We start from the raw sequence: 23,821 nt of genomic DNA, 5'->3' as shown, positions 1-23,821 counted from the left end.
AGCAGCACGCCGTCGCGGATGACGGCGCCTGCGGTCCAGCGTCAGAAGCTTTTCTTGAGCGTCACGGCCCATTCGCGCGGTCGGCCAGGCTGGGCATTGGCAACGCCGGTCGTGACCGAGATTTCCGACGTGGTGAGGTAATAATATTTGTCGAACAGGTTGGTGACTTCGAACGAGACTTCGAAGTCACGGCGATGGTTGCGCCAGGTCAGGCGGGCATTGGCCAGCGTGTAACCGGCGATTTCGGTCCGCGCCGAGTTGACCGCGGCACCCCAGGCCGTCGACTGGTAAGCTACGTCGAAGCGCGGCGTGAACGAGCCGATCTTGCCTGCATCAACCTCATATTGCAGGCCTGCGCTCCACTTCCAGCGCGGCGTGTAGGGCGGCATCATGCCGTATTGCACGCCGTTCGGGTTGGTCGTGCCACCGGCTTGCGGCGCAATATAGGTATAGCGGAAGTCGGTGTGGCTGAGCGCCGCATCGAACATCATGCCTTCGACGAGACGGACCGAGGTTTCTGCCTCGAAACCCCTGATCCGCGCGGTGCCGACATTGGCCGGCATTGCGCAGGGGAAGGTGACCACGCCTACCGGATTATATTGCGGGCAGCTGTTGAGTGTCAGCTGAATGTCCTTGTAGCGCGATGTGTAGGCGGCGAGGTTCAAGCGGACGCGACGATCGAACAGGTCGCTTTTGAGGCCGATTTCCCAGGTCGCCAGCTTTTCCGGATTGAAGGGCAGGACCTGCGATGCGGAATAGGGCCTGGGGTTTACGCCGCCGCCTTTGAAGCCGGTCGAATATTGCGCATAGGCATTGATATTCCCGGTGATCTTGTAAGCGATATTGGCGCGGTAATCGATGTTGTCGCCGCTGTAATTGCCCGTCTTCCCGTCGAGCGCGGTATATTGACCACCCAGCAGGTTGCCGTTGCGATCGCGGCGCCGGAACGTGTAGTTCTTGTCTTCCTTGGTATAGCGGATGCCGCCGGTCACGATCAGCGAGTCCGTGAGGTCATAGGCGGCATGGGCGAAGAGCGCGCGGCTGTGCGCCGGGACGGGGTCACCAGACACGAAGACAAGCGCCGGGTTCGCATAACGGATATCCTGGCGCGAGACATAGAAGCTGCGCTGGTCGATCATGTACCCGCCGATCGTGTAGTGCAGCTTGTCGAAAGCATCGCCGGTGAGCCGGAGCTCGTTGCTCCAGGCGTGGAAATCCACTGTGTTCGGTCCGCCCAGCGTGACCGCCATCGGCGAAAGATCGTCCTCGTTGGAAAACATCTCATGGTATTTGCGGTACGCGGTGATGCCCACCAGCCGCAGCCCGTCCGAGATCTTCCACTCGACCTGGCCCGATACGCCCCAGCCGGTGTAGGCCAGTTTGCCGGGAATGCGGGATTCGCCGAGCGCACCGTCAGCAGGCGAGACATAGCTCGAATAGTTGCAATAGCGGCCGCAGATGAAGCGAGAATCATAGGGGATCGGTGTCGGGAACGGATTGACGTCGCCCGCGCCGGTATATTTGGCATAGGTCAGCACGCCGCCCGCGATCTCGTGCTTTTCGCGGGTGTAGTCGCCGATGATGTTGATTTCTAGGTTGCTGGAGGGCGTGTAGTTCAGGTTGCCGCGGGTTGCCCAGTAACCGACCTCGCCCTGCTTCGATAGCTCGCAGTCGGGTCCATTGCGCACGGCCGGAATCCCCTGCCCCGGATGGACGCAACCATAATCGAGCCGGCTGATGTACCCCTCTTGCAAGCGGCTGACGCCTGTCACCCGCAGCGCGAGATTCTGCGCCAGCCCAAGATCCAGCGCGCCCCGCAGGTCGACGCGATCGCGGCTCCCCCATGTGATCGAGCCGTAGCCCGAATTGTCGCCGGTGGGCCGCTTCGAATAGAGTTTGATCGCGCCGCCGATCGAATTCTTGCCCGCCAGCGTTCCCTGGGGACCGCGCAGGATTTCGACGCGGTCGAGATCGAGCAGATCGAGGATCGACCCCGTCAGGGTCGAGTAATAGACATCGTCGACATAGACGCCCACGCCGGGCTCGAGCGCCGGGTGGAAGTCGAACTGGCCGACGCCGCGGATGTTTGCTGCGAGCGACGAACCGTGATTTGCCGAATTGGGCTTCAGCGTCACCGATGGCGCCTGAGCGGCGACATCCGCGATCGTGACCTGGCTGCGCGCTTCCATCATCGCGCCGGAAACGGCGGTGATCGCGATCGGGGTTTCCTGGAGATTCTGCCTGCGGAATTGCGCGGTGACGACGATGTCTTCGACCTGCGCCGCACTTGGCGCGTCGCTCGCCTGCTCGGTCGCTGCGGCGTCCTGTGCCCAGGCCGAGGGCGCAAGCGCAACGGTGATGGCCGTCAGAGCCGACGCTTTCAGCAAAATGGAAGTTGCCCTTTTCATGCTGTCCACTCCCTTGTTTGAAATCTGTTTTTCTTGATCGCTTCGAGGCGCTGTCAGGCCTGCCCGGACGAGCTCCATCCGACCCTGCGCGAGACGATGATCGCCAGCACCAGCACCAATGCGAGCGGCACCGCCGGGATCAGGAAGAAACGCTGGTCGTGGTCGACACCGGCGATTGCCGCCAATGTGCCGACCATCGGGCCCATGATCGCGCCGATCCGGGCAACGCCTAGCGCCCAGCCGAGGCCGGTGGATCGGGCGCTCGCCGGGTAGAGATCGCTCGCCGCGCCGTTCACGCCGTTCTGGATGCCGGTCACGAAAAAGCCGGCGCAGGGGATGAGAAGGATCGTCATGGCCGTGCTTGCCGGCATGAGCGCCAGGGTCAGCATCGTCAGCGCGGCCCCCGCGGCGAAGATCGCGACACTATGCCAGCCTGCCCGGCGCAAAAGCAGGCTGGCGACAATGCCACCCAGCACACCGCCGCCATGATACCCCGCCGTGACCAGCGCTGCGTTCCCGGTCGACAGGCCGGCACCCTTCATGAGCAGCGGTATCCAGCTTGCCAGCAGGTGCACGTTGAGCGCGACGCACATGAACATGAGCCACACCACGATCGTGGTCGTGCGGATCGATGGTGCGAGGATCGCGGCGATCGAACCACGCGGGACATCGGCCGCAGCGGGCATTTTGGGCTCTCGCAACGCCAGCGCGATGATGGCCGCGATGATCAGCGGCAGCACGCCGCCTACGACAAACAGGCCCTGCCAATGATAGGCCGGGAGAACCCAGGAGGCGGTCATGCCGGCGACCGCGCTACCCAGCGTAATGCCGATACCGGCAAACGCCGTAACGCTGGCGTGCCGGGGCGCGTCGTAGAGCGCGCCAGCCATCGCCAGCCCGTTGGGCATGACCGCGCCAAGCCCGATGCCGATGAGAAACCGCAATATGGCCAGCTGCTCGACGGACGAGGCAAAAGCAGCGACAAGCGAAAGGACGCCATAGGCGGCGCTGGCGATGACTACGACCCGCTTGCGGCCGATACGGTCCCCCAGGGGCGCCACTAAGGTTGCGCCGATCAGGATGCCAAACAGGCTCGCGCTCAGGAGCGGGCCGAGTTGCGCCCTACTGATCCCGAACTGCGCCATGATCGAAGGTCCGGCGAGATTGGCGGTCTGCAGGTCGAAGCCTTCGACCATCAAGGCAAGCACGACGAGCGCGAGGCCCAGCGATCGATGGCGCACATGATCACCGGCTATTGGCTCGGGGGCCGCCATCTCCATCTCTCCAGACATTTGTCTTTGTTGATTAATCAAATTAGATCACAGGATCTAGTTTCAGCGCAAGCGCTATTTTGGAGTCCGGCTTGACGGGCGGGAATGCGGATGGACTTATGGGGGTCATGGGATCGGAAGCCGCTGGCCAATCGCCAAAACCGCCTGTTCAGCAGCGCAGTCTGGCCAGCCACCGGCAGATGGTGGATGTCGCTCTGCGCTTGCTGGAAACGCGCGATATCGACCAGATTTCAGTGCGCGATATCGTCTGCGAAGCCGGAACGTCGAACGGCAGTTTCTATCATCGCTTCGGCACCAAGGAGCATTTCTTCAACTATCTGATCGACGACATGCTGGAGCGGCGTGAGCGTGGGGCAATCGCACAGTTATCCGATCAGACGATTGCCTTTGACGCCCTTCCCGAACTGCTCGCCCGCAGCGCGATGGCAAATTTTCAAGCTCATGCCGGCCTTTTGCGTTCGGCCATTCGGCGACACCTAGCAGGCGACGATTGCTGGAACCGCATCAGCATGATGTCGCGCAGGATCGTCAAAGGGTTTCTGGACCGGGTCTCTGACACACTCGGACGGCCGCTCGACGCCGATGAGGCCGAGCACATCAATTTCGCGTTCGTCTCGCTTTATGGCTTGCTTGCCTATCGTACGCTCGGGTTGAATATCCTGCATGGCTATACAGTCACGGAGCAAGCCTTCGAGGATGAGACGATCAGCAATTTCCGGCAATTGATCGACCGGGCTTTGCCGCCGGGCGTATCCCCCCCTGGCGGTGCGTGATCGGCATGTCGCCACAGCATCGGCATATAGGGAACCTTGGAGTCGTTGCCGGAATCCTCTACGCCCGGACCAGCGTGCCCGCGGGAAGGTCACCGAAATCCGTGGGGGCGCAATGCCGCAATTGACGAGCATCGTTGATACATTTCCGACAGTCGTCATCCCGCATGCAGCGGACGGGCTGCCGGTCGAAGTGTCTCTGATCGCGCAATTGGGTCATGGTGCGGGGAGCCACTTGTTCCACAGCATCGCCGCCCGGCAAAAGGCGCATCCCGAATTCCGTGATGCGCTCGAGGAGCCGTCGGCGAAGATCGGGGGGACGAACTTCAAGCTGGGGGACACTACCGCCCTGTATTCCTTCATCGTCGGGCCGCAGGGGCATCCCTTTCACCGCCATGCCGGACACCGGATCTTCACCGCCGTCTCGGGCAGCGGCGGCGCGCAGCTTCGCTTTTCGATGGCGAACAGCGCAGAGATGGAAATCGATCCCCGCAAGTTCATCGAGGGGCTTCATTTCATCAATATCCCGCCGGACTGCATGTTCTGCGTTAGGTTTGGCGGCGAGACCTGGCACCAGTTCTGGCCGCTGTCGAAGAATTCGCTGCATCCGGTTTTCTTCGCGCTGTCGTGCCACACCGATGAGCTGGGCGGGAACCTGTCGGACGATCTCAAGGCCAGGATCAAGGCCGATACGGCCGACATCCCGACTCTGACCGAGGTTCTGCCCGACGACGTCGCACAGCTGATCCATTCGAAGGATTTCCTGCAGGAAGTCATTCCGACGACCACCTTGTCGCTGGATGCGCCGGCGGGAACGATGCACCGCAAGGTGTGCGACACCTTCCGCGGGAGCCTCGGCATCGTCCGCGGCTTCTGGAGCAGCCGGCATGGGCCGGGCGGTTATGTCTCCAGGGCGGAGGTCGCTGACGCGGTGATCGAGCTGGAGGATGTACCCGAACACTCGCTCCTGCGGCGGCATCTGGACCCGCGCGAGGCCCATCACCAGGACACGTTCATGATCTCCCTGGAGGACGCGAAGTTCCGGGATCTCAACGCGAGCCAGATACTGGAACTGGTGCTCGAAGGCTTTCTGAACAACGCGCCGAGCGGGGTCTCGCGGCTGATGATGATCCGGAATCTGCTTGTCAGACCGATAGGATTGCGAACCTCTCCGCTTGGCTGCCCGGTCTCCTCCCTGCTGTCGGATGACCGGACCAATGTGTTCGCCGGCCAGTATCCAGTTCTCGATCAACTGGTCGAAGCGGACGGCTCCGGCGCGCAGGTGATGCTTGGCGCCAAGGACAAGCACCTGATCTTCAGATCGTGCATCGGGGTTGCGAAGACCGGCCCGGGAAGCGTCAAGATCACACTTGGCACCTGTGTGATGTGCAAAAATGTGTTCGGGCGCTTTTACATGGCGGCGATATCGCTGGTTCATCGCAAATATATTTCGCCGACGATGCTGCGCCGGGCAGCGGATTATCTGGTAGCGAAGATCAGCTGAATGTCGCGCGGGTTTTGGCTGGCAATCAGCTATCCGACCGCGTGATCGCCAGCCCAAGATAGAACGATCCTTCAGCGTGCCGTGACGTGACGGCGCAGGAACTCGCCTATGGCCAGTGCTGTCACCTCCGGCTGCTCCTCGGGGAAGAAGTGTCCGCCATGGACTGGCTGCCCTTGAACATCACGAGCCCAGCGCTGCCAAAGCCCTAACGGTCCGCCAGCATCGTCGTACCAGGCCGCCAATCCGCCGGCGTCGCTCCACAATGCCAGCAATGGACATTCGATACGGCGGCCCGCTTCCAGATCGGCACGATCGAGTTCCCGGTCGATTCCGGCCGCGGCTCGATATTCTTCGCAAATCGCGTGCACATGAGCGGATCGCTGAGCGCCGCGACATAGGCTTCCCGCAACCAGAGCGGGAAGGCATCGGGCGGGGAGCCCCATTCGGACAGGGCGTTGTCGATGACCGCCTCCAGCGCCGCAAGAAGGAGTCGCTCGGGGAGGGGAGCCGGCTGGGCAAGCAGTGAAAACGGCCAGAAGGACAAAGCGAGCCGTGCATCGGCGCGAGCCCAAACCTCATAGGTCGGGACCACGTCCAGCACGGCCACGGCCGTCACTCTGTCGGGATGATCCAGTGCCGCGCGGTAGGCGACACGACCGCCGCGATCATGGCCGATGATCGCGAATTGCTCATGGCCGAGCGCGTTCATTGCCTCGATAAGCGTCGATGCAAGCGCCCGCTTCGACATTGCCTCATGGCCTTCCCCATCAGGCGGGCAGCTGCTCCGGCCGTAACCAGGCAGATCGGCCGCTACGGCGGTAAAGTCGTGCGCCAGCAACGGGGCGACACCGTGCCACATGAGGCTTGTTTCGGGGAAACCATGGAGCAGTAAAATCGGAGGACCGCTCCCACCTTCGTGACAGAAGACGGAGCCGTGATCGGTCGCCACCTCCCGGGCGGTGAAACCTTCTATTCCTCTTTGCGCCATGATTGGTTGAGAACGCGCTGGCGTTGTGAGGGTTCAGTCTGCTTACGGCGTGAGGGAAGTGGGGTTTGCAACCGTGCTCAGCTGCAACCGGAGGAGCGACACGAATGTCGAAAGCGGACACCACCAGGATCATTCCCCGGAGGACGGCTGAATCGGCGGCCATGGTGGCGAGCGTGAAGCGCGCGATGGCGATCACCCCGGTTCTCAACCGCCTTGGCTATGATGACTCAGACCAGATCCGGGCGGTGTTCAGCGAGCTGATCGGCCGCGCGGTGGATGAGGGCTTTTCGCTGATCCCGCCCTTCTACACCACGGGCGGCGAGAATATCCGGCTTGGGCGAAACGTGTTCATCAACCAGAATTGCACCATGTATGACCTTGGCGGGATCGATATCGGCGATGACGTGATGATCGGGCCGAATGTGAGCCTCATCACCTCAGGCCATCCGCTCGAGCCTTCGCAGCGGCGCGCTTTCGTGATCGCCAAGCCCATCGTGATCGAGCGGAACGTCTGGATCGCGGCCGGGGCGACGATCATTGGCGGGGTGACGATCGGGGAGAATTCGGTCGTCGCAGCGGGTTCGGTCATCACCCGGGACGTTCGGGCCAACAGTCTTGTCGGCGGGAATCCTGCACGGATCATTCGTGGGATCGGCGACGACTGACGAAAAAGCGGAAAGCGGACAGACGCGGCTTCGAGCAAACTCAAGGCGCTTGGCTTTGGCGCTCTCTTTAGCGTGTTGGGTCGCGGCGTATTTATTCGACACCACCGCGTGTGCCGGATTGCGCCACGGGCGTCACCGCCCAGCGCGCCTGAGGCCGAGCAGCACATTGCCCTCGGTCGAGAGATAGTTGCGGCGGTAGTTGAAGCGGGGCGTGTCGCTGAACAGCAGATAATAATATTTCATCTGCTCGGACCACCAATAGCCCGGACAATGATCCTTTTGCAGCTTGGGGCTCGTGGTGACGTCGGCGAGATCGGCATAGCCGAAAGGCGCCCGGTTGGCGGCCTTCATGTTCAGATAATGGGTGCGACCGATCTCGCGCCAGCGCGGATCATGATCGAGCAGCCAGTGGTTGAACACGGCATCGGCAAGCTCGGGGCGCAGGCTGTTGCTCTTGTAGGTGACTGCGCCCGATTTGAAATCATAGCCMTCGGGCAGCACGCCGAACTGATCCTGCAGCCAGGACCAGGAAGCGGTGACCGCCCTGCCCTCGCGCGCGGCCCCGCCTTGGGCCAGCAGCCCGCCATAGAAGGAGGCCAGCTCGTCCTGCTCGGTCGACAGCCGCACGCCGGTTTCAAAATCGACATCGACGACCCAGAGGCGATCGGAAATGTCGAGCTGACGGCGCAGCACCGCTTTGGTGCAGACGTCATACATATGCTTGCAGTCACGGTCGCCGAGCAGCTGCCAGCCGTCCCACAGATATTCATAATAGCTGTCGGCCGGGGGGCCGATGGTGGCGCGGCGGGTGAGCCATTTGCCCGTCACGGCATCGATGCCGTCCGCCAGCAGATCGAGCTTCGAACGGCGATCGAACAGGGCGACCATCGCTTTCTTCGCTGTCTCTTCGAAGCGGACGTCGCCGGTCAGCCGGCTGAGAATGCCCCATTCGGGCAGATAGGTGCCGATCTCGGCCGGATTGGTCGCCGATGCCCGCACCGCTCCGGTGCGCAGGTTGATATAGCGATAGGGCAGGCCAGTCTGCGTCGCGAAGGCGGGCAGCAGCCGTTCGGCGAGATCATGCGCCTTGGCGAGCAGCGCAGGATCACCGCACGCATGATGCGCGGAGAGGAGCCCGCCGACCAGCCGGATCGAGGTTTCGAACACCGACACCTCGCCGTCGCGATCGAAATCCGCATTGGCCTTCACCCAGGCAAGCGCATCGGCGAACTCAGCGTCGAGGCCCATTACCCAGAGCGTATCCATCGCCTCGATCAGGCTCAGGCCGAGATGCTCGGTCTTGAGCGGGAAGCTGGAATGGCCGCCGCTGATCGGCTTGATCTCGTCGCGGCCCCAGGCGCGCTCGCGATAATGGCGCCAGGCCCAGGCCATCTCGGCCTTCACATCGGCGCCGAGCGCGTGCCAGTCCTCGCGGCTTCTCGAAGCGCCGAGCGGGGCAGCGCTTGCGAGCAGCAGCCCGCCTGTTCCGCGGAGCACTGATCGGCGGCTTGGCAATGGGCGCATCGACTTCTCCGTCATGAGCTGAGCAGCGTCCAGTCTAGCGCGGCGACCATGAGCCTGACGACCCGAATCCTCTGCACCAGCACCACCCGGACGGGCGCCAAAAAGGGCCAACGTTGTCAGTTTCGCCAAAACCGATCTTGTTTCGACGCCGGTCCGGAAGCCAGAGGCTACCAAAGCCGCAAATCTCATGCTAGCTGAGCGCCATGGAACTGGGCCGGCGCGCGACGATTATCGATGTGGCACGCGAGGCCGATGTCTCGATCAAGACAGTCTCGCGCGTCTTCAACGACGCCCCCAATGTCACGGCCAAGACCCGCGAGCGGGTGATGAAGGTGGCCACCGCGCTGCACTATCACCCCAATGTGGTCGCGCAGGGGCTGGTCGGGCGTCGCTCCTATCTGCTCGGTCTGTTCTACGAAAATCCGAGCCCCAATTATGTCGTCGAGCTTCAGCAAGGCGCGCTCGATCGGCTGCACGGCGAGAAATATCGGCTGGTCGTGCTGCCGGTGGAGCAGGTCTCGGCGATCGCCGAGAATATCCTGTCGCTGGTGCGGTCGGCAGCGCTCGACGGGATCGTGCTGACGCCGCCGGCATCCGACCATCCGGTCATCATCGAGCGACTGAGCGCAGCGCATTTCCCTTTCGTGCGGGTCGCGCCGACGCGCTCGCCCGAGTTGGGCCCACACACCATCACTGACGATGTCGGCGCGGCGCGGGCGATGACCGAGTATCTGATCTCGCTCGGCCACCGCCGGATCGGCATGATCAAGGGCGATCCGAGCCATCCGTCGAGCGAGGCGCGGCTGCTCGGCTTTTCCAGCGCGCTGGCCAAGGCCGGGCTGAAGATGCGGCTCGATGATATCGAGCAGGGCATGTACACGTTCGAATCCGGTTTCGAAGCCGGGCGCCGCATCCTCTCGCGCAGCGAACGGCCGACCGCGATCTTCGCGCAGAATGACGATATGGCGGCGGGCGCTATCATGGCGGCGCATGATCTGGGCCTGACGGTGCCCGGCGACCTTTCGATCGCCGGCTTCGACGACAGCGCGATCGCCAAGATCGTCTGGCCGCGCCTCACCACCATCCACCAGCCGGTGTTCGACATGGCGCGCGGCGCGACCGACATGCTGGTCGCGATCCTCGAGAAGAAGCCGCACGCGCAGGTGATCGAGCACCCCTTCACGCTGGTGACCCGCCAGTCGACCGGGCCCGCCCCCAAAGTTTAGCGGCGGTACGATTAAAATTGATAACGTAGGTCATTTTGTGATCTATGCCTGTCGAGAGCCGAACCAATCGGACTCGCGGGGAGAGACAATGCCTGTATCCGGACGCAGCCTGAGGGCGATGCTGCTTGCAGCGGGGGCGATGATCGCCATCACCAGCGGCGCTGCCGTCGCGCAGACCGCGGCTCCCGCCCCTGCCCCTGCCCCTGCGGCACCCTGGCCGCATGTCGGATCGCCGCTCGCGCCCAACCCGGCGATGGAAGCGCGGATCACCACATTGCTCGCGGCGATGTCGGACGAGGACAAGGTCGCGCAGATCGTCCAGCCCGACCTTGCCAGCGTGTCGGTTGCCGAGATGCACCAATATCATTTCGGCTCGATCCTGAACGGCGGCAATTCCGGCCCGAACGGGAACGACAAGGCGCCGGCGCCTGAATGGCTGGCCTTTGCCGATTCGGCCTGGGAAGCGATCATGAAGCGTGACGATGGCCGGCCCGCCATCCCGCCGATCTGGGGCATCGATGCGGTGCACGGCCATGCCAACATCATCGGCGCGACGATCTTCCCGCAGAATGTCGGGCTGGGCGCGATGCGCGACCCCGATCTGATCCGGCAGATCGGCGCGGTGACCGCGAAGGAAATGGCGGTCACCGGGATCGACTGGGATTTCTCGCCGACGCTCGCGGTGGTGCGCGATACGCGCTGGGGCCGGAGCTATGAGGGCTTTTCCGAAGAGCCTTCCGTGGTGGCCAGCTATGCCGGCGCGATGATCGAGGGGCTGCAGGGCAAGCCCGGCACCAAGGAATTCCTGCGCGACGGCAAGGTGATCGCGACCGGCAAGCATTTCGTCGGCGATGGCGGCACGGCCAATGGCGTCGACCAGGGCGACAATCCTTCGAGCCCTCAGCAGATCCGCGACATTCATGGTGCCGGCTATCCGCCCGCGATCGCCGCTGGCGCGCAGGCGGTGATGGCGAGCTTCTCGAGCGTGCGCGGCCAGAAGCTCAGCGCTGACCGCGATCTTCTGACCGGGGCGCTGCGTGAGCAGATGGGCTTCGACGGCCTCGTGGTCGGCGACTGGAACGCGCATGGCCAGGTGCCGGGCTGCTCCAACACCAGCTGCGCCGCGGCGATCAATGCCGGCATGGACATGGTGATGGCGCCGGACAGCTGGAAGGGCTTTTACGAGAGCACGCTGGCGCAGGTGCGATCGGGCGAGATTTCGCATGCCCGGCTCGACGAGGCCGTGCGGCGCATATTGCGGGTGAAGCTGCGCGCCGGGATGTTCGACAAGCCCAAGCCTTCGAGCCGGCCCTATGCGGGGCGTTTCGAGCTGCTCGGCGCGCCCGAGCACCGCGCGGTGGCGCGGCAGGCAGTGCGCGAATCGCTGGTGCTGCTCAAGAACCAGGGGCATGTGCTGCCGCTGTCGCCGAAGCTCAACCTGCTGGTGGCGGGCGACGGGGCCGACAATATCCCGAAACAGGCGGGCGGCTGGACGATCAGCTGGCAGGGCACCGGCACCACCAATGCCGATTTCCCGCATGCTCAGTCGATCTACGCGGGCATTGCCGAGGCGGCTAAGGCGGCGGGCGGCTCGGCGACGCTGAGCGTCGATGGCAACTTCACCGCCAAGCCCGATGCGGCGATCGTGGTGTTCGGCGAGGACCCTTATGCCGAGTTCGCCGGCGACCGGCCGACGCTTGAATATCGGCCTGGCGAGACGCGCGATCTCGACCTGCTGAAGAAGCTGAAGGCGCAGGGGATTCCGGTAATCTCGGTGTTCCTGTCGGGCCGGCCCTTGTGGGTTAATCCGGAGATCAATGCGTCCGACGCGTTCGTCGCAGCATTCCTGCCAGGCGGCGAAGGCGGCGGCATCGCCGATGTGCTGCTCGCCGATAAAGCCGGCAAGCCGCGGCATGATTTCCGCGGCAAGCTTTCCTATTCCTGGCCGAAGCGGATCGACCAGGCCGCAATGCACCGTGAGGATGCGGGTTATGATCCGCTGTTCGCCTTCGGATTCGGCCTGACCTATGCCGACAAGGGCGATCTGGCGCAGCTCTCCGAGGCTCATCCCGCCAATGCCACGCGCGAGGACGGGATGATCTTCGGGCGCGGCAAGCTGCCGGCGAACTGGAGCTTCGACCTGGCCGAACCGCACGGCGTCGCAGTGCCGGTGAAGGGCAATTCGGGCACGACCGGCGGCGGGCTCGTCCGGATTTCCGGCGTCGACCGGAGCGCGCAGGAGGATGCGCGGGCAGTCGTCTGGGGCGCAGCCGGCGGCACCTTGCGGGTGGTCGCCGACAAGCCGATCGACATGTCGCGCGAGAGCAATGCGCAGTACAGCCTGGTCATCGAATACCGCGTCGATACGGCACCTGCGGGCGCGGTGCGGCTTGGCATGCAATGCGGCGACACATGTGCCGCCGCCGTGCCGCTGACCGCGACGCTGCGCGCGGCGCCGGTCGGGAAGTGGACGACGCTGACCTTGCCGCTCAACTGTTTCGTCCAGGGCGGGCTCGATCCGAAGCGGGTGACCGCGCCCTTCACGCTGGCAAGCGACGGCGCATTGGCGCTGTCGATCTCCGGCATCCATTACACCAGCGCGGGCGCGCCCGGCGCCTGCCCGCAATGATCCTGTCCCTCGCGCAGAAAGATATGAGCATATGAACGGCAAGACAGCTGGCAGCTCGGTCGCGGCCTTTGTGGTGGTGACCTGCCTGTTTTTCGCCTGGGGCTTCATCACCTCAAACACCGACCCGCTGATCGCAGCGATGCGCGGCATCTACACGCTCAACGTGGCCGAGGGGATGCTGACCCAGTTCGCGTTCTTCGTCGCCTATTTCGTCATGTCGATGCCAGCCGCCGCGCTGCTGGGGCGGCTCGGGCACAGCCGGACGATCATCGGCGCGCTGATGGTGATGGTGGGGGCCTGCCTGTTGATGCTCGTCGCTTCGCACATGCAGGCCTATGCGATGGTGCTGGTCGCGCTGTTCGTGATGGCGAGCGGGATCACAGCACTTCAGGTCGCGGCGAACCCGCTGGCCGCGTCGCTCGGCAAGCCCGAATATAGTCACTTCCGGCTGACCCTCGCCCAGGCGTTCAACTCGCTCGGTGTGGTGCTCGGGGTGCAGATCGGCTCGAAGCTGATGCTGCGCCAGGACGTGTTCGGCCAGGGCGGGCATATCCTCCCCAATGTGGAGCGCGGTACCGCGCTTGGTGCGATCGACCACGCCTTCGTGCTGATCGCGGTGGCGATTCTCGCGCTGTCGGCGCTGATCTTCGCGTTCCGTCGCAATATCGACACCTCGGCTTCGCACGGCGAAGTCGCGAACGTGTCGCCGCTGGAGGCGCTGCGCTCGGGCTGGGCACAGTTCGGCGCGCTCGCCATCTTCCTGTATGTCGGGGCCGAGGTGACGATCGGCAGCATCATGATCAACTTCCTCAACCGCCCCGATGTGCTCGGGCTGCCGCTGCTGACCGCCGGCTTGTATCTGGCGTGGATTTACTGGTTCGGCGCGATGGTCGGCCGTTTCATCGGCAGCGCGCTGCTGCCCTTCGTGCGCGCCAGCTACCTGCTCGCCGGAGCGGCCGCGGCCGCGGCGTGCCTGACCGCGACGGCATTCCTGCTGCATGGGCCGATGGCGGCCTATGCCGCGCTTGGCGTCGGCTTCTTCAACTCGATCATGTTCCCGACGATCTTCAGCATCACGATGGAGCGGTCCAAGGCATCCACGGCTTCGGTGTCCGGCCTGATGTGCATGGCAATCGTCGGCGGCGCGCTGCTCCCGTGGTGCTCGGGCAAGGTCGCCGATGCGACGGGGATCATCGGCACGACGTTTATCCTGCCGGCAATCGCCTATGTGATCATCGTGCTTTATGCGGTGCTGGGTCCGCGGTCGCGCCTGTCGGGCGAAGGGGATGCGGTGCCTTTGATGGCGCATTGAGGGTGCATTAAACGCGTCGGCGATGAGGCGGGTCTCAGCATAAGTATCAGATGGCAGACCCGCCGGTGATGTGACATGAGGCGCGGCATGCAGATGCCCGCCGACCGCTATGACATCCTCATCGTGGGAGCCGGCCATGCCGGCGCCCAGGCCGCGATCGCGCTGCGCCAGCGCAAGTTCGAAGGGACGATCGCGCTGCTCGGCGACGAGCCCGAGCTTCCTTATGAACGGCCGCCGCTCTCCAAGGAGTATCTGGCGGGCGACAAGCCGTTCGAGCGCATCATGATCCGCCCCGCCGCTTTCTGGGAGGAGCGCGACATCGCGACCTTGCTGGGCCGGAAAGTGACCGCGGTCGATGCGACGGCGCACCAGGTCACGACCGGGGATGGCGGCACGATCGGCTATGGGTCGCTGATCTGGGCGACCGGGGGCAGCCCGCGCAAGCTGAGCTGCGCCGGCCATTCGGTGCGGGGCGTGCACAGCGTGCGCAACCGCGCCGATGTCGACCGGATGATCGCTGAACTGCCTGACGTGAACCGGGTGGTGGTGATCGGCGGCGGCTATATCGGGCTCGAGGCGGCGGCGGTGCTGACCAAGCTCGGCAAACATGTGACCGTGCTCGAGGCACTCGACCGGGTGCTGGCGCGGGTGGCGGGCGAGCCGCTGTCGCGCTTCTTCGAGGCCGAGCACCGCGCGCACGGCGTCGACCTGCGGACCGGCGTGGCGGTTGAGTGCATCGAGGAGAGCGACGGCGCTGCGACCGGCGTGCGGCTGGCCGACGGGACGATCCTCGCTTGCGAGATGGTGATCGTGGGCATCGGTATCGTGCCGGCAGTCGAGCCGTTGCTCACCGCGGGTGCCGAGGGTGGCAATGGCGTGGCGGTCGATGCGCAGTGCCGCACCAGCCTGCCCGACGTGCTCGCGATCGGCGACTGCGCGGCGCATGCCAATCGCTTTGCCGATGGCGCGGTGATCCGGCTCGAATCTGTGCAAAATGCGACTGACCAGGCGAACACCGTAGCGAAGCTGCTGTGCGGCGAGGCCGAGCCTTACGAGGCGGTGCCGTGGTTCTGGTCCAACCAATATGACATCCGGCTCCAGACGATGGGGCTCTCGATCGGCTATGACCAGACTGTCGTGCGCGGCGATCCGGCGACGCGGAGCTTCTCGGTGATCTATCTGAAGGCCGGGCGCGTGCTTGCGCTCGACTGCGTCAACATGACGCGCGATTATGCGCAAGGCCGTGGCCTTGTGCTGGCCGGCGCCGCGCCGGACCCTGCCCTGCTCGCTGACCCCGAGACGCCGCTGAAGAGCCTTTTGTGAGCGACGGCTATGCCGCCATGGACGAGGCGGCACGGCGGGCGATCGCCTATCGCCGCAGCGTCGCGGCGGCTGAAACGACGCCGGTCGCCAGCTATGCGGAGATGCTCGCTGCCTTTGCCGGGCCTACGCCGGAACGGGGCGGCGACCCGGCCGCGATCATCGAGGAGTTGGCGACGCTCGCCGAGCCCGGCATCCGCGCCTCGACCGGACCGCGCTTCTTCGGCTGGGTGATTGGCAATTCGCACCCGACCGGTGTTGCCGCCGACTGGCTGACCGCGGCCTGGGGGCAGAATGCGGCGAACCTCCAGGCGGCGCCCGCTGCCTCGGCGATCGAGGCGGTGGCGGCGACATGGCTGCTCGACCTGCTCGGGCTGCCGACCGAGGCCTCGGTCGGTTTCGTGACCGGCGCGACCGTGGCCAATTTCGTGTGCCTCGCCGCCGCGCGGAGCGAGGTGCTGCGGCGGGTCGGCTGGGACGTCGAGGCCGATGGCCTGTTCGGCGCACCACCGATCACGGTGCTGATCGGCGCGGATGCGCATGCGACGGTCTATTCCGGGATCAAATATCTCGGGCTCGGCGCGGGGCGGGTGCGGGTGGTCGCCTGCGATTCGAGCGGGCGGATGCTGACCAGCGACCTCGAGCGCGCCATCGCCGAAAACACCGACGCGACCATCGTGATCGGCCAGGCCGGGCAGATCAACACCGGCGCCTGCGACCCCTTTGCCGAGATCGCGCCTATCGCCAATGAGATGGGCGCGTGGCTTCATGTCGATGGCGCATTCGGCCTCTGGGCGCAGGCGAGCCCGGCGCAGAAGCATCTGACCGCGGGCGTAGAGCTGGCTGACAGCTGGGCGACCGATGGGCATAAATGGCTGCAGACGCCTTATGACAGCGGCTTTGCGATCGTCCGCGACGCCGAGGCGCACCGGCGCGCGATGGCGATCACCGCGAGCTATCTGCCGTCGCCCGAGGGCGCCGAGCGCGACCCTTCCGCTTATGTGCCCGAGCTCTCGCGGCGGGCGCGGGGCTTTGCGGCCTGGGCGATGATCCGGCAGTTCGGCCGCGAGGGGATTGCGGCGATGGTGGAGGGGCATTGCGCGATCGCCAGCCATATGGCCGGGCGGCTGGCGGCTGTGCCGGGGGTGGAGCTGGTCTGCCCGGTCGAGCTGAACCAGTTCATGGTGCGCTTCGGTGGCGCCGATGCCGCGACACTGGCGACCGTGAAGCAGGTGCAGGAGGACGGTGTCGCATTCATCGGCGCGGCGCAGTGGCGCGGGCATTGGGTGATGCGGCTCTCGGTCTCCTCGGTGGCGACGACCATGGCCGAGGCAGACACGACCGTGGACGCGGTGATCAGCGCATGGGAGCGCGTCGCCGAGGCTGGGTGATGGGTGCGTTTCCGGGGCGCGGGGTGGGGTAAAATCCACCGGAAAGAGGCAGCGGACTTTTGCGAGTCTTGGGCGAAAGCCGGCGAAAAGGCGTAAAAGTCGCGCGCAAAGGCCATGGTTTTCGGTCTTTTCTGCAGCGAAGTGAATGGCTTGGTGCATCGCATAAATCCGTGGCAGTCATCGTGTTGGAGGCTGTCAGTACTCTCGCTTTATTCCTGCGGTATCCGCAGGCGCGCCAAGGCTAATCTGGGTCCGCCATGCGAGCCAGACCAGGGTAAACTTGTTGGTTGTTGGGCATTTTGCGAGCCACCGTGTATAAAGGATTTTAAAACCGTTGCGCGGATTCCGAAGTAATGATAGCCACTCCGGCGCAGATATCCAATTTTTCTTGCTGGCCCAATCATGCGTAAGGTTGAACGAAAACTCGAGCTTCAGGAAGATCAACGTAACAATTTTGCGAGTCATGTGATCTATACTCCATCTGTTCTTGCGGCGTGCGTTCAGGCGGGTGGCGAGGCGGTGGTCTTCGTCGTTGGCGAGCGGCCGTAGCGTCTCGAGTGTCGGCTCGGTGGCCGGCAGCACCATAAAGAAGATCGGGAAGGGTTGAATCGAACCGGCGGCGCGCGGCGTGAGGGCTCGCCCTGTTCAGTCTCCAACATCATGCCTGGGTAAGAGGCGCGGCGATTGCTTTCAGGTTTATTTGAAGGTGCGCGAACCGTTCTTCGCCTATGACCCCTCTTGAAGTCCGAGGCACCGCTTCGATCATGATGCGGGGCAGTCGGGGAAATGGAATGCTGTACGTCAAAAATCTGCCGGCATGGGAGCGCATCCTCAGGCTGGTCGCCTCGCTCGCGCTGGCGGCTTGCGCCTATCGCTCATGGGGCCATCCGGCCGGGATTCTTTTCGCCGTGCTCGCGGTGTTCAACACGCTCACCGCCGTCTTCGGCTTTTGCCCGGCCTGCGCGCTGGCCGGGCGGCGGCTGAAGCATAGGTCGGAGGTTTGATCACGCCATGGCAGCGCTGATCGTCGACAACCTCCTGCTGGAGAAGGCGCGTACCGGCGACCAAACCGCGCTGGTGCGGCTGATGAAGGTGCATCGGCCGGACCTGGAGCGGTACGCCCGACGGCATTGTGCTTCGGACGACGTGGAAGAGGCGGTGCAGGATGCGCTGTGGATCCTCTATCGCCGCCTCGGAGGACTGCGTAGCGTCGCGGCGTTCGCCGGATGGCTCTATCAGGTGGTCCGCAGACTCTGCCTGAAATACGCCATGGAACGGCGGCGCGACATCGGCCTGGACGATCTGCCGGCGGGCCATGACCGCGACCATAAGGCGGCCGACATCGAGCTTCGCACGGTCCTCGCCGGTATCATCGCCTCCTTGCCGTTGCCCTATCGCGAAGTGCTGGTGCTCAAGGACGTGCAAGGGCTGTCGGCCGACGAGATCAGCAACGCCTTGTCGATCTCGCCCGAAGCCGCGAAAAGCAGGCTGCACCGCGCCCGAGCGATGGTGCGAGAGGCGTTCGCCGACGTAGCGCCGGACCGGAAGGGCGTTCGATGACCGCGCGCACCATGGCCTTCGGGAACCACTCGCTCACCTTTCATGTGCTGCGAGGCCTTCTCGGCTTCGGCTCGCTCGCGCTGTCCTTGAAGGGTTACGACATCGTCGGTTGGCCGGCCCTGTTGCTCCTGGGGGTCGCGGTGTGGGCGCTGAAAGGTTGCCCGATATGCTGGACGATCGGCCTGTTCGAAACGCTTGCGACGAAGGTGTTCATGGCGGCGGACCCGCCTGTCGACCGCGGGCAATGACGGAGAGCGCTGCCGACTGCGAAATTGCGGTGGTATTGAGGGGTATTGCAGGTGTCACCTGCAACCCAGTCAGGCCATCGGTGATCAACGCCTGTTGGAAATGTCATAAGGGGTCACTGACATTTTCTACCTGTACAGAACGTTGTACATATCCGCTTATATTCCTGACATCGCCCAGGACATCATGATCTAAAAGGGGGTTATTGCTCGGTGTCACCGCAACAGTTTTTCGGACGTCGCTCTCGCATTCGTCCGCGAAAGGCGAAAGTGGTGGTTACCGGCCGCGGAGCCGGCTAACTGTTTTGATGCATGGATTGCAGCGCGGACTGCATCTCATTCAGTCTTTCTTGCACAGCCCGCATCTCATCGGGGGTCGCCTGTCCATCCTTAAACTGAACCTTTAGCTGGCCCGATTCGATCATCAGCCAGAGCGTTGTCCGATCAGTCCTCAATGCCAGCGGAAGGTGCATCTCCGTTAACACCCGGTAATCATCTGGTCGCGGCACGATTGTAGTTCGCTGGCAGATTACCGCGCTGGCGTTTTCTGCGGAACCAGGCGGGGTTAGTGGAATCGATAAAATCGACGGATCGAAACCAGGCAATTCTTTCAAGGTGAATTGATTTGCCCTCTTAACCATCAGTTTGCATACGCTGCTCATGGGTGGATTTTCATTGAGGCGCGTGGCTGTCGCCCGAAGCCAACTGCTTCCCGCAGTTGAGGTGCACGCCGCGAAAACGATGCATATCACCTTATACTTCATATTGCAGAATTAGCACCGCCGCCCGTGCGTGCCAAGCTGATGCGCTGCAATTTGGGCGCTCTCGATGTCCGCTAGTCGGGCGCTTGCCGTCGGACCGCTTTGCGTTCCGTCATGTTTTGGGCGGGTCCCGCAGAATCTTAGAGGGTTTGAAAAACGAGTCCGACGGTAACGACTGGGGCTTGCGCAGTCCGGCAGCTCTCCTTCCCGTTCCAACATGCGACGTTCGCGCTCCCTGGTTGCGTTACTTGCTCTCGCACGGCGATGCGTGCTGGAAAGGGCCACCCTGACCAGAGGCCATGATGCAGTCACCCAATGCCGCCGATATCCTTGCGCGGCTTGAGCGGCTGCCGCCTACCCGCAGCATGTGGACGCTTGTCGTGCTGCTGTCGCTAGGGGCGTATTTCGAAATCTACGACCTGCTGATGACCGCCTATGTCAGCCCGGGGCTGATCAAGGCCGGCATCTTCGCCGAAGGGGCGCATGCCGCGTTCGACCTGTCCGATCAGGCTGCGTTCGCGTCGTCCACCTTTGCCGGCCTGTTCCTCGGCACGATCTGCTTCGGCTCGGTGGCCGATCGCTTCGGGCGCCGCGCCATCTTCACCTGGGCGCTGCTCTGGTACGCCACCGCGACTTTAGTGATGGGTTTGCAGAACTCGGCCGAGGCAATCTTCTTCTGGCGTTTTGTCGCCGGGCTTGGCCTCGGCGTCGAGATGGTCACCATCGACACCTATGTGGTCGAACTGGTCAATCGTCGCGTGCGGGCAAAGGCCTTCGCCCTCTCGCAGGGGATCATGTTCCTCGCGGTTCCGACCGTTGCGTTTCTCTCCTGGATCCTGATCCCCCACCGGCCATTGGGCGTCGAAGGCTGGCGTTGGGTGGTGTTCTTCCCGGTCGCGGGTGCGCTCCTGGTCTGGTGGATCCGTCGTGGGATTCCCGAATCGCCGCGCTGGCTCGCCGGACAGGGCCGGCTCAACGAGGCCGAGCTTGTGGTTGCCGCGATGGAGGCGCGGGTGGAGCGGGAATTCGGCCGTGCGCTGCCGGCGCTTGAGGCGCCCGACCCCGCAGCGATTCCAGCCAAAGCCAGCCAGCGAGGTCTCGGCGACCTGTTCAATCCGCCCTATCGCAACCGGACGATTCTGCTCGCCCTGTTCAACTTCTTCCAGACGATCGGCTTTTATGGCTTCGGCAACTGGGTGCCCAAGCTGGTGGCGGCGCAGGGAGTCTCGGTCGCCAACAGCCTGCTTTATTCGGCACTGATCGCGCTCGCCTTCCCGGTCGGGCCGTTGCTGTTCACCCTGTTCGCCGACCGTTTCGAGCTGAAGTGGCAGGCGGTGACCGCCGCGCTCGGCACGGCGAGCTTCGGCCTGATGTTCACCCTCACCCGCGCGCCTGTGGCGATCATCGCCCTCGGCATCGCGATCACGCTGAGCAACAACCTGCTGTCTTTCAGCTATCACGCCTATCAGGCCGAACTTTTCCCGACCGGCATCCGCGCCCGCGCAGTCGGCTTCGTCTATTCGTTCAGCCGGCTGTCGACGATCTTCACCAGCTTCGTGATCGGCTATCTCTCGGCCCATTTCGGCAACCCCGGCGTGTTCGCCTTCATCGCCGTCAGCATGGGCGTAGCCGCAGCCGCGATCGGCGCATGCCCGCCGACGCGGGGCAGATCGCTCGAGCAATTGGCCGCGCCGTGACGAAGGTGGTGCCGGCCAACCCGGCGCCCGCGGCGGGACCGTCGGAATCGCCACGAAAATGGTTGCATCGCCCGTTGCCGCCAGCCGGCAGCCTAATATGCTGCGCAGCGTAACGGGGTTTGCGTTTGCTTGATTGTCCCCGGTTCCAGCATCATTTCGGACCTGAAGGGGCTTCCATGGGCACGCCTGATCCAGTCACGCCGCTCTCGCCAGCAGAGTCGGCGTTCGTTGCCACGCTCAACGCCAGCTGGACCCGCGAACAGGTGCTCACCCGGCTGAAGACCGATCTCCAGACCGCGATCGAGATCGAGCTCGCGACCATCCCGATCTATCTCTACACTTATTATTCGCTGGTCCGGAACAACGAGAGCGGCGAGACGATCAGCGACGCCCAGCTCTATGCCAACAAGGCCGGCGGGATCATCATGAGCGTGGCGGTGGAGGAGATGCTCCACATGTCGCTGTCGTCGAACGTCCTGTTCGCGATGGGTGTCGCGCCGCAGCTCTACCAACAGGCGCCGGGCACCTATCCGACCGGGCTGCCATATCACAATCCGACGGGCCCCATCGGGCCGGACGGGCAGACAGCGGTGCAGATTCCGCTCGGCAAGCTCGGCTTCGAGCAGCTCTGGCATTTCCTCCAGATCGAATATCCCGAACAATGGGATGCGCCGCCGCAGGACAGCAACTGGGATACGATCGGCCAGTTTTATTCCTATATCCGCTGCCTGCTGAGCACGAATTTCCTGACCGATGCGGACTTCCAGCAAGGCAACGCAGCCTATGCGATCCAGCCGGAAAATTATTCGCCGAACAATGTCGACACGGTCTATCCCGGTGCCGGCTTCGACCCGTGGAAGCCCGCACCGCCTGCGCCGACACCGGGCTGGGCCGATCCGGTGCAGGGCGCGGCCGCGGCGGCGGTCTATCCCGATTATGAGGACAGCCATGCCGGGCCGACCCAGCTGATCGCCGTCCAGTCGGTCCAGGACGCAGCCACCGCGATCGACACGATCTGCGACCAGGGCGAAGGCGTGCCGATACCGGATGTGGGGCCAAGCCCCGACGACGATCAGTCGAAGGACGAGGCATCGCATTATGTGAAGTTCCTGACGCTCCAGGCCCAGTTCGCCGACTATGCCGGCACCACCGAACAGCGGCCCGGCCAGCCGCCCGCGCCGACCGACGTGATCCAGCCTTCGGTCACCCAGGCCGATCTCCTCGCCGCCGGGGTGCTGGTGAACATGCCGGACAGCCCGGTCGCGGCCAGCTATCCGCCGCTCTATTCGGACATCGCCAATTTCTGCAGCGCCTGTTTCCAGTACATGCTGATCATGACCGAGACGATCTATCTGGTGCCGCCGGCGGAACAGAAGCTGTTCTTCAACGAAGGGCTGCACCGCTCGATGATCTGGGTGCTCGATAAATATATCCGCACCCTTCGGCAGATCCCGATCGGCAGCGGCCCCTATGCGGGCACGATGATGGGGCCGACCTTCGAGAATGTCTCACTCGGCCTCCGCGTGAATTCCTTCGCGGGGCTGACCAATTTTGGCAACGCAGCGATCGAGGCTGCCAAGGCGATCATCGGCGAGCTCTCGGCCGATGAGGCAGGCGACAAGATCGCCGAGGCGCTCGACCATCTGAACTTCGCCGCGGAGGCCGCAAAGATCGAGAAGGACGGCGATCTCGTCAAGGTGATGCAGAACATCATCTATTATGTCGGCGTGGCCCTCACCAAGACGAGCGCCGACGGCCATTCGATGCACCTGCCCGATGTCGGGCCTTATTGGGCCACCGTCCAGCCCAGCTCATAGCCAGCCGACCCCGTATTGCCGCAAGAGGAACGACCCATGGTATCCTGCTCCACTCCGGCGCCGACACCGGCTCCTCCGCCCGGTGTCCCTGTGCCGACCCCTTACCCATATGCCGCGGAGCCGGCCTTTCCGGGCCAGAATGTGATTGGACCACAACCCGCGGGCATGCCGCTCCACGCCTGTATGGGGCTGAACGCCTGCGCTGGAGCAGACCGGTTCGGCACCGCCGGCCCGCCGGGCGGCACTGGGCCGAATGCGTGCGCGGGGCAGGGCTATTGCTCGACCGGAACCGACCATACCTGCCATGTCCAGAATGACTGCAAGGGACAAGGCGGCTGCGGCCTTTACGGTACCGGAGAGGAGATGAACAATCCCGGCGCCAATGCCTGCCGATCGCAGGGATCGTGCGCGACGCCGATCAACGCCGAGCGCTTCAGCACCAACGGGCCGAACCAGGGCCAGAGCGTGTGGTTGCGGGCGCGGGCGGTGTTCGAGGCGAACTGGGCCGCGACGCTTGAGACGCTCAAGCAGGAGCAGGCGGCGGGCACGATCGCCTCCACCCGGTCGCTGCCGGCGGTGCCGGGGCCCGCACCCGCCGCGTTCGCCGCGACCGGGCCGACCTATCTGTGGATCAGCACTGACAATAGCGAGCGCGGCAACATGACTGCGTGCGGATCGAGCGGGATGAGCGGGGCCGGTGGCTGCAGCTGAA

20 protein-coding genes are annotated in these 23,821 nt (G+C 64.1%); 14 read left to right on the top strand and 6 right to left on the bottom strand.

Features of this window, described 5'->3' with window-relative positions; translation table 11 throughout:
- Positions 1 to 41: 41 nt before the first annotated feature.
- Together AC1DVS_RS20305 and AC1DVS_RS20300 are read right to left on the bottom strand one after the other, a co-directional pair.
- Positions 42 to 2,408: a TonB-dependent receptor gene (locus tag AC1DVS_RS20305; RefSeq protein WP_478025830.1), complete on the bottom strand. Its 2,367-nt coding sequence runs from the start codon at positions 2,406 to 2,408 to the stop codon at positions 42 to 44.
- A 53-nt stretch (positions 2,409 to 2,461) separates the two neighbouring features.
- The gene (locus AC1DVS_RS20300) at positions 2,462 to 3,682 is read right to left on the bottom strand and encodes an MFS transporter (protein ID WP_478025828.1); all 1,221 of its coding nucleotides are present in this window, start codon (positions 3,680 to 3,682) and stop codon (positions 2,462 to 2,464) included.
- Positions 3,683 to 3,771: 89 nt separating this feature from the next.
- On the opposite strand from AC1DVS_RS20300, the gene AC1DVS_RS20295 reads away from it, so the two are divergent.
- The gene (locus AC1DVS_RS20295) at positions 3,772 to 4,473 is read left to right on the top strand and encodes a TetR/AcrR family transcriptional regulator (protein WP_478025826.1); all 702 of its coding nucleotides are present in this window, start codon (positions 3,772 to 3,774) and stop codon (positions 4,471 to 4,473) included.
- 121 nt (positions 4,474 to 4,594) lie between these two features.
- Positions 4,595 to 5,974: a DUF2867 domain-containing protein gene (locus AC1DVS_RS20290; protein WP_478025824.1), complete on the top strand. Its 1,380-nt coding sequence runs from the start codon at positions 4,595 to 4,597 to the stop codon at positions 5,972 to 5,974.
- Between the two features lie 205 nt (positions 5,975 to 6,179).
- Here AC1DVS_RS20290 and AC1DVS_RS20285 read toward each other — a convergent pair whose 3' ends face one another.
- Positions 6,180 to 6,962: an alpha/beta fold hydrolase gene (locus AC1DVS_RS20285; RefSeq protein ID WP_478025823.1), complete on the bottom strand. Its 783-nt coding sequence runs from the start codon at positions 6,960 to 6,962 to the stop codon at positions 6,180 to 6,182.
- A gap of 104 nt (positions 6,963 to 7,066) precedes the next feature.
- On the opposite strand from AC1DVS_RS20285, the gene AC1DVS_RS20280 reads away from it, so the two are divergent.
- The gene (locus AC1DVS_RS20280; protein WP_478025821.1) at positions 7,067 to 7,627 is read left to right on the top strand and encodes a sugar O-acetyltransferase; all 561 of its coding nucleotides are present in this window, start codon (positions 7,067 to 7,069) and stop codon (positions 7,625 to 7,627) included.
- Positions 7,628 to 7,759: 132 nt separating this feature from the next.
- Here AC1DVS_RS20280 and AC1DVS_RS20275 read toward each other — a convergent pair whose 3' ends face one another.
- Positions 7,760 to 9,124 carry a glycoside hydrolase family 47 protein gene (locus AC1DVS_RS20275; RefSeq protein WP_478025819.1) on the bottom strand — a complete coding sequence of 455 codons (1,365 nt, stop codon included), beginning with the start codon at positions 9,122 to 9,124 and terminating at the stop codon, positions 7,760 to 7,762.
- Between the two features lie 230 nt (positions 9,125 to 9,354).
- Here AC1DVS_RS20275 and AC1DVS_RS20270 point away from each other — a divergent pair, with 230 nt between their 5' ends.
- The 5 genes from AC1DVS_RS20270 to AC1DVS_RS20250 all read left to right on the top strand — a co-directional run bounded on the left by AC1DVS_RS20270 (position 9,355) and on the right by AC1DVS_RS20250 (position 17,029).
- A complete protein-coding gene (locus tag AC1DVS_RS20270) occupies positions 9,355 to 10,377 on the top strand; it encodes a LacI family DNA-binding transcriptional regulator (protein WP_478025818.1) in 1,023 nt (340 codons plus the stop codon).
- A gap of 88 nt (positions 10,378 to 10,465) precedes the next feature.
- On the top strand, positions 10,466 to 13,006 hold the full coding sequence (locus AC1DVS_RS20265) for a glycoside hydrolase family 3 protein (RefSeq protein ID WP_478025816.1): 2,541 nt from the start codon (positions 10,466 to 10,468) through the stop codon (positions 13,004 to 13,006).
- Positions 13,007 to 13,037: 31 nt separating this feature from the next.
- Positions 13,038 to 14,318, top strand: a complete 1,281-nt coding sequence (locus tag AC1DVS_RS20260; RefSeq protein WP_478025815.1) for a sugar MFS transporter — start codon at positions 13,038 to 13,040, stop codon at positions 14,316 to 14,318.
- A gap of 87 nt (positions 14,319 to 14,405) precedes the next feature.
- On the top strand, positions 14,406 to 15,641 hold the full coding sequence (locus AC1DVS_RS20255) for an NAD(P)/FAD-dependent oxidoreductase (RefSeq protein WP_478025813.1): 1,236 nt from the start codon (positions 14,406 to 14,408) through the stop codon (positions 15,639 to 15,641).
- On the top strand, positions 15,638 to 17,029 hold the full coding sequence (locus tag AC1DVS_RS20250) for a pyridoxal phosphate-dependent decarboxylase family protein (protein ID WP_478025811.1): 1,392 nt from the start codon (positions 15,638 to 15,640) through the stop codon (positions 17,027 to 17,029). The genes AC1DVS_RS20255 and AC1DVS_RS20250 overlap by 4 nt, the downstream gene beginning before the upstream one ends.
- A 195-nt stretch (positions 17,030 to 17,224) precedes the next feature.
- Here the strand turns inward: AC1DVS_RS20250 and AC1DVS_RS20245 are convergent, their stop codons facing one another.
- The gene (locus AC1DVS_RS20245; RefSeq protein WP_478025809.1) at positions 17,225 to 17,614 is read right to left on the bottom strand and encodes a hypothetical protein; all 390 of its coding nucleotides are present in this window, start codon (positions 17,612 to 17,614) and stop codon (positions 17,225 to 17,227) included.
- 206 nt (positions 17,615 to 17,820) lie between these two features.
- Here AC1DVS_RS20245 and AC1DVS_RS20240 point away from each other — a divergent pair, with 206 nt between their 5' ends.
- The 3 genes from AC1DVS_RS20240 to AC1DVS_RS20230 are packed head-to-tail and all read left to right on the top strand — an operon-like array spanning position 17,821 to position 18,837.
- Positions 17,821 to 18,033 (top strand): YgaP family membrane protein, encoded by a 213-nt coding sequence (locus AC1DVS_RS20240; protein WP_478025807.1) that lies wholly within the window; start codon positions 17,821 to 17,823, stop codon positions 18,031 to 18,033.
- A 7-nt stretch (positions 18,034 to 18,040) separates the two neighbouring features.
- Positions 18,041 to 18,589: an RNA polymerase sigma factor gene (locus AC1DVS_RS20235; protein WP_478025805.1), complete on the top strand. Its 549-nt coding sequence runs from the start codon at positions 18,041 to 18,043 to the stop codon at positions 18,587 to 18,589.
- Positions 18,586 to 18,837, top strand: coding sequence for a hypothetical protein (locus AC1DVS_RS20230; RefSeq protein ID WP_478025803.1), 252 nt, complete (start codon positions 18,586 to 18,588; stop codon positions 18,835 to 18,837). Before AC1DVS_RS20235 ends, AC1DVS_RS20230 begins: the two co-directional genes overlap by 4 nt.
- Before the next feature lie 293 nt (positions 18,838 to 19,130).
- Here AC1DVS_RS20230 and AC1DVS_RS20225 read toward each other — a convergent pair whose 3' ends face one another.
- Positions 19,131 to 19,598 carry a hypothetical protein gene (locus tag AC1DVS_RS20225; RefSeq protein WP_478025801.1) on the bottom strand — a complete coding sequence of 156 codons (468 nt, stop codon included), beginning with the start codon at positions 19,596 to 19,598 and terminating at the stop codon, positions 19,131 to 19,133.
- A gap of 296 nt (positions 19,599 to 19,894) precedes the next feature.
- Here AC1DVS_RS20225 and AC1DVS_RS20220 point away from each other — a divergent pair, with 296 nt between their 5' ends.
- The 3 genes from AC1DVS_RS20220 to AC1DVS_RS20210 all read left to right on the top strand — a co-directional run bounded on the left by AC1DVS_RS20220 (position 19,895) and on the right by AC1DVS_RS20210 (position 23,820).
- Positions 19,895 to 21,292 (top strand): MFS transporter, encoded by a 1,398-nt coding sequence (locus tag AC1DVS_RS20220; protein ID WP_478025799.1) that lies wholly within the window; start codon positions 19,895 to 19,897, stop codon positions 21,290 to 21,292.
- Positions 21,293 to 21,468: 176 nt separating this feature from the next.
- A complete protein-coding gene (locus AC1DVS_RS20215; RefSeq protein WP_478025797.1) occupies positions 21,469 to 23,109 on the top strand; it encodes a ferritin-like domain-containing protein in 1,641 nt (546 codons plus the stop codon).
- A gap of 165 nt (positions 23,110 to 23,274) precedes the next feature.
- Positions 23,275 to 23,820, top strand: a complete 546-nt coding sequence (locus AC1DVS_RS20210) for a hypothetical protein (RefSeq protein WP_478025795.1) — start codon at positions 23,275 to 23,277, stop codon at positions 23,818 to 23,820.
- Position 23,821: the final 1 nt, after the last annotated feature.

The organism is Sphingomonas sp. P3_C5 (genome assembly GCF_056402635.1).
The sequence above is the reverse complement of the archived record's forward strand: the minus strand, read 5'-3'. Positions and strand labels throughout refer to the sequence as shown.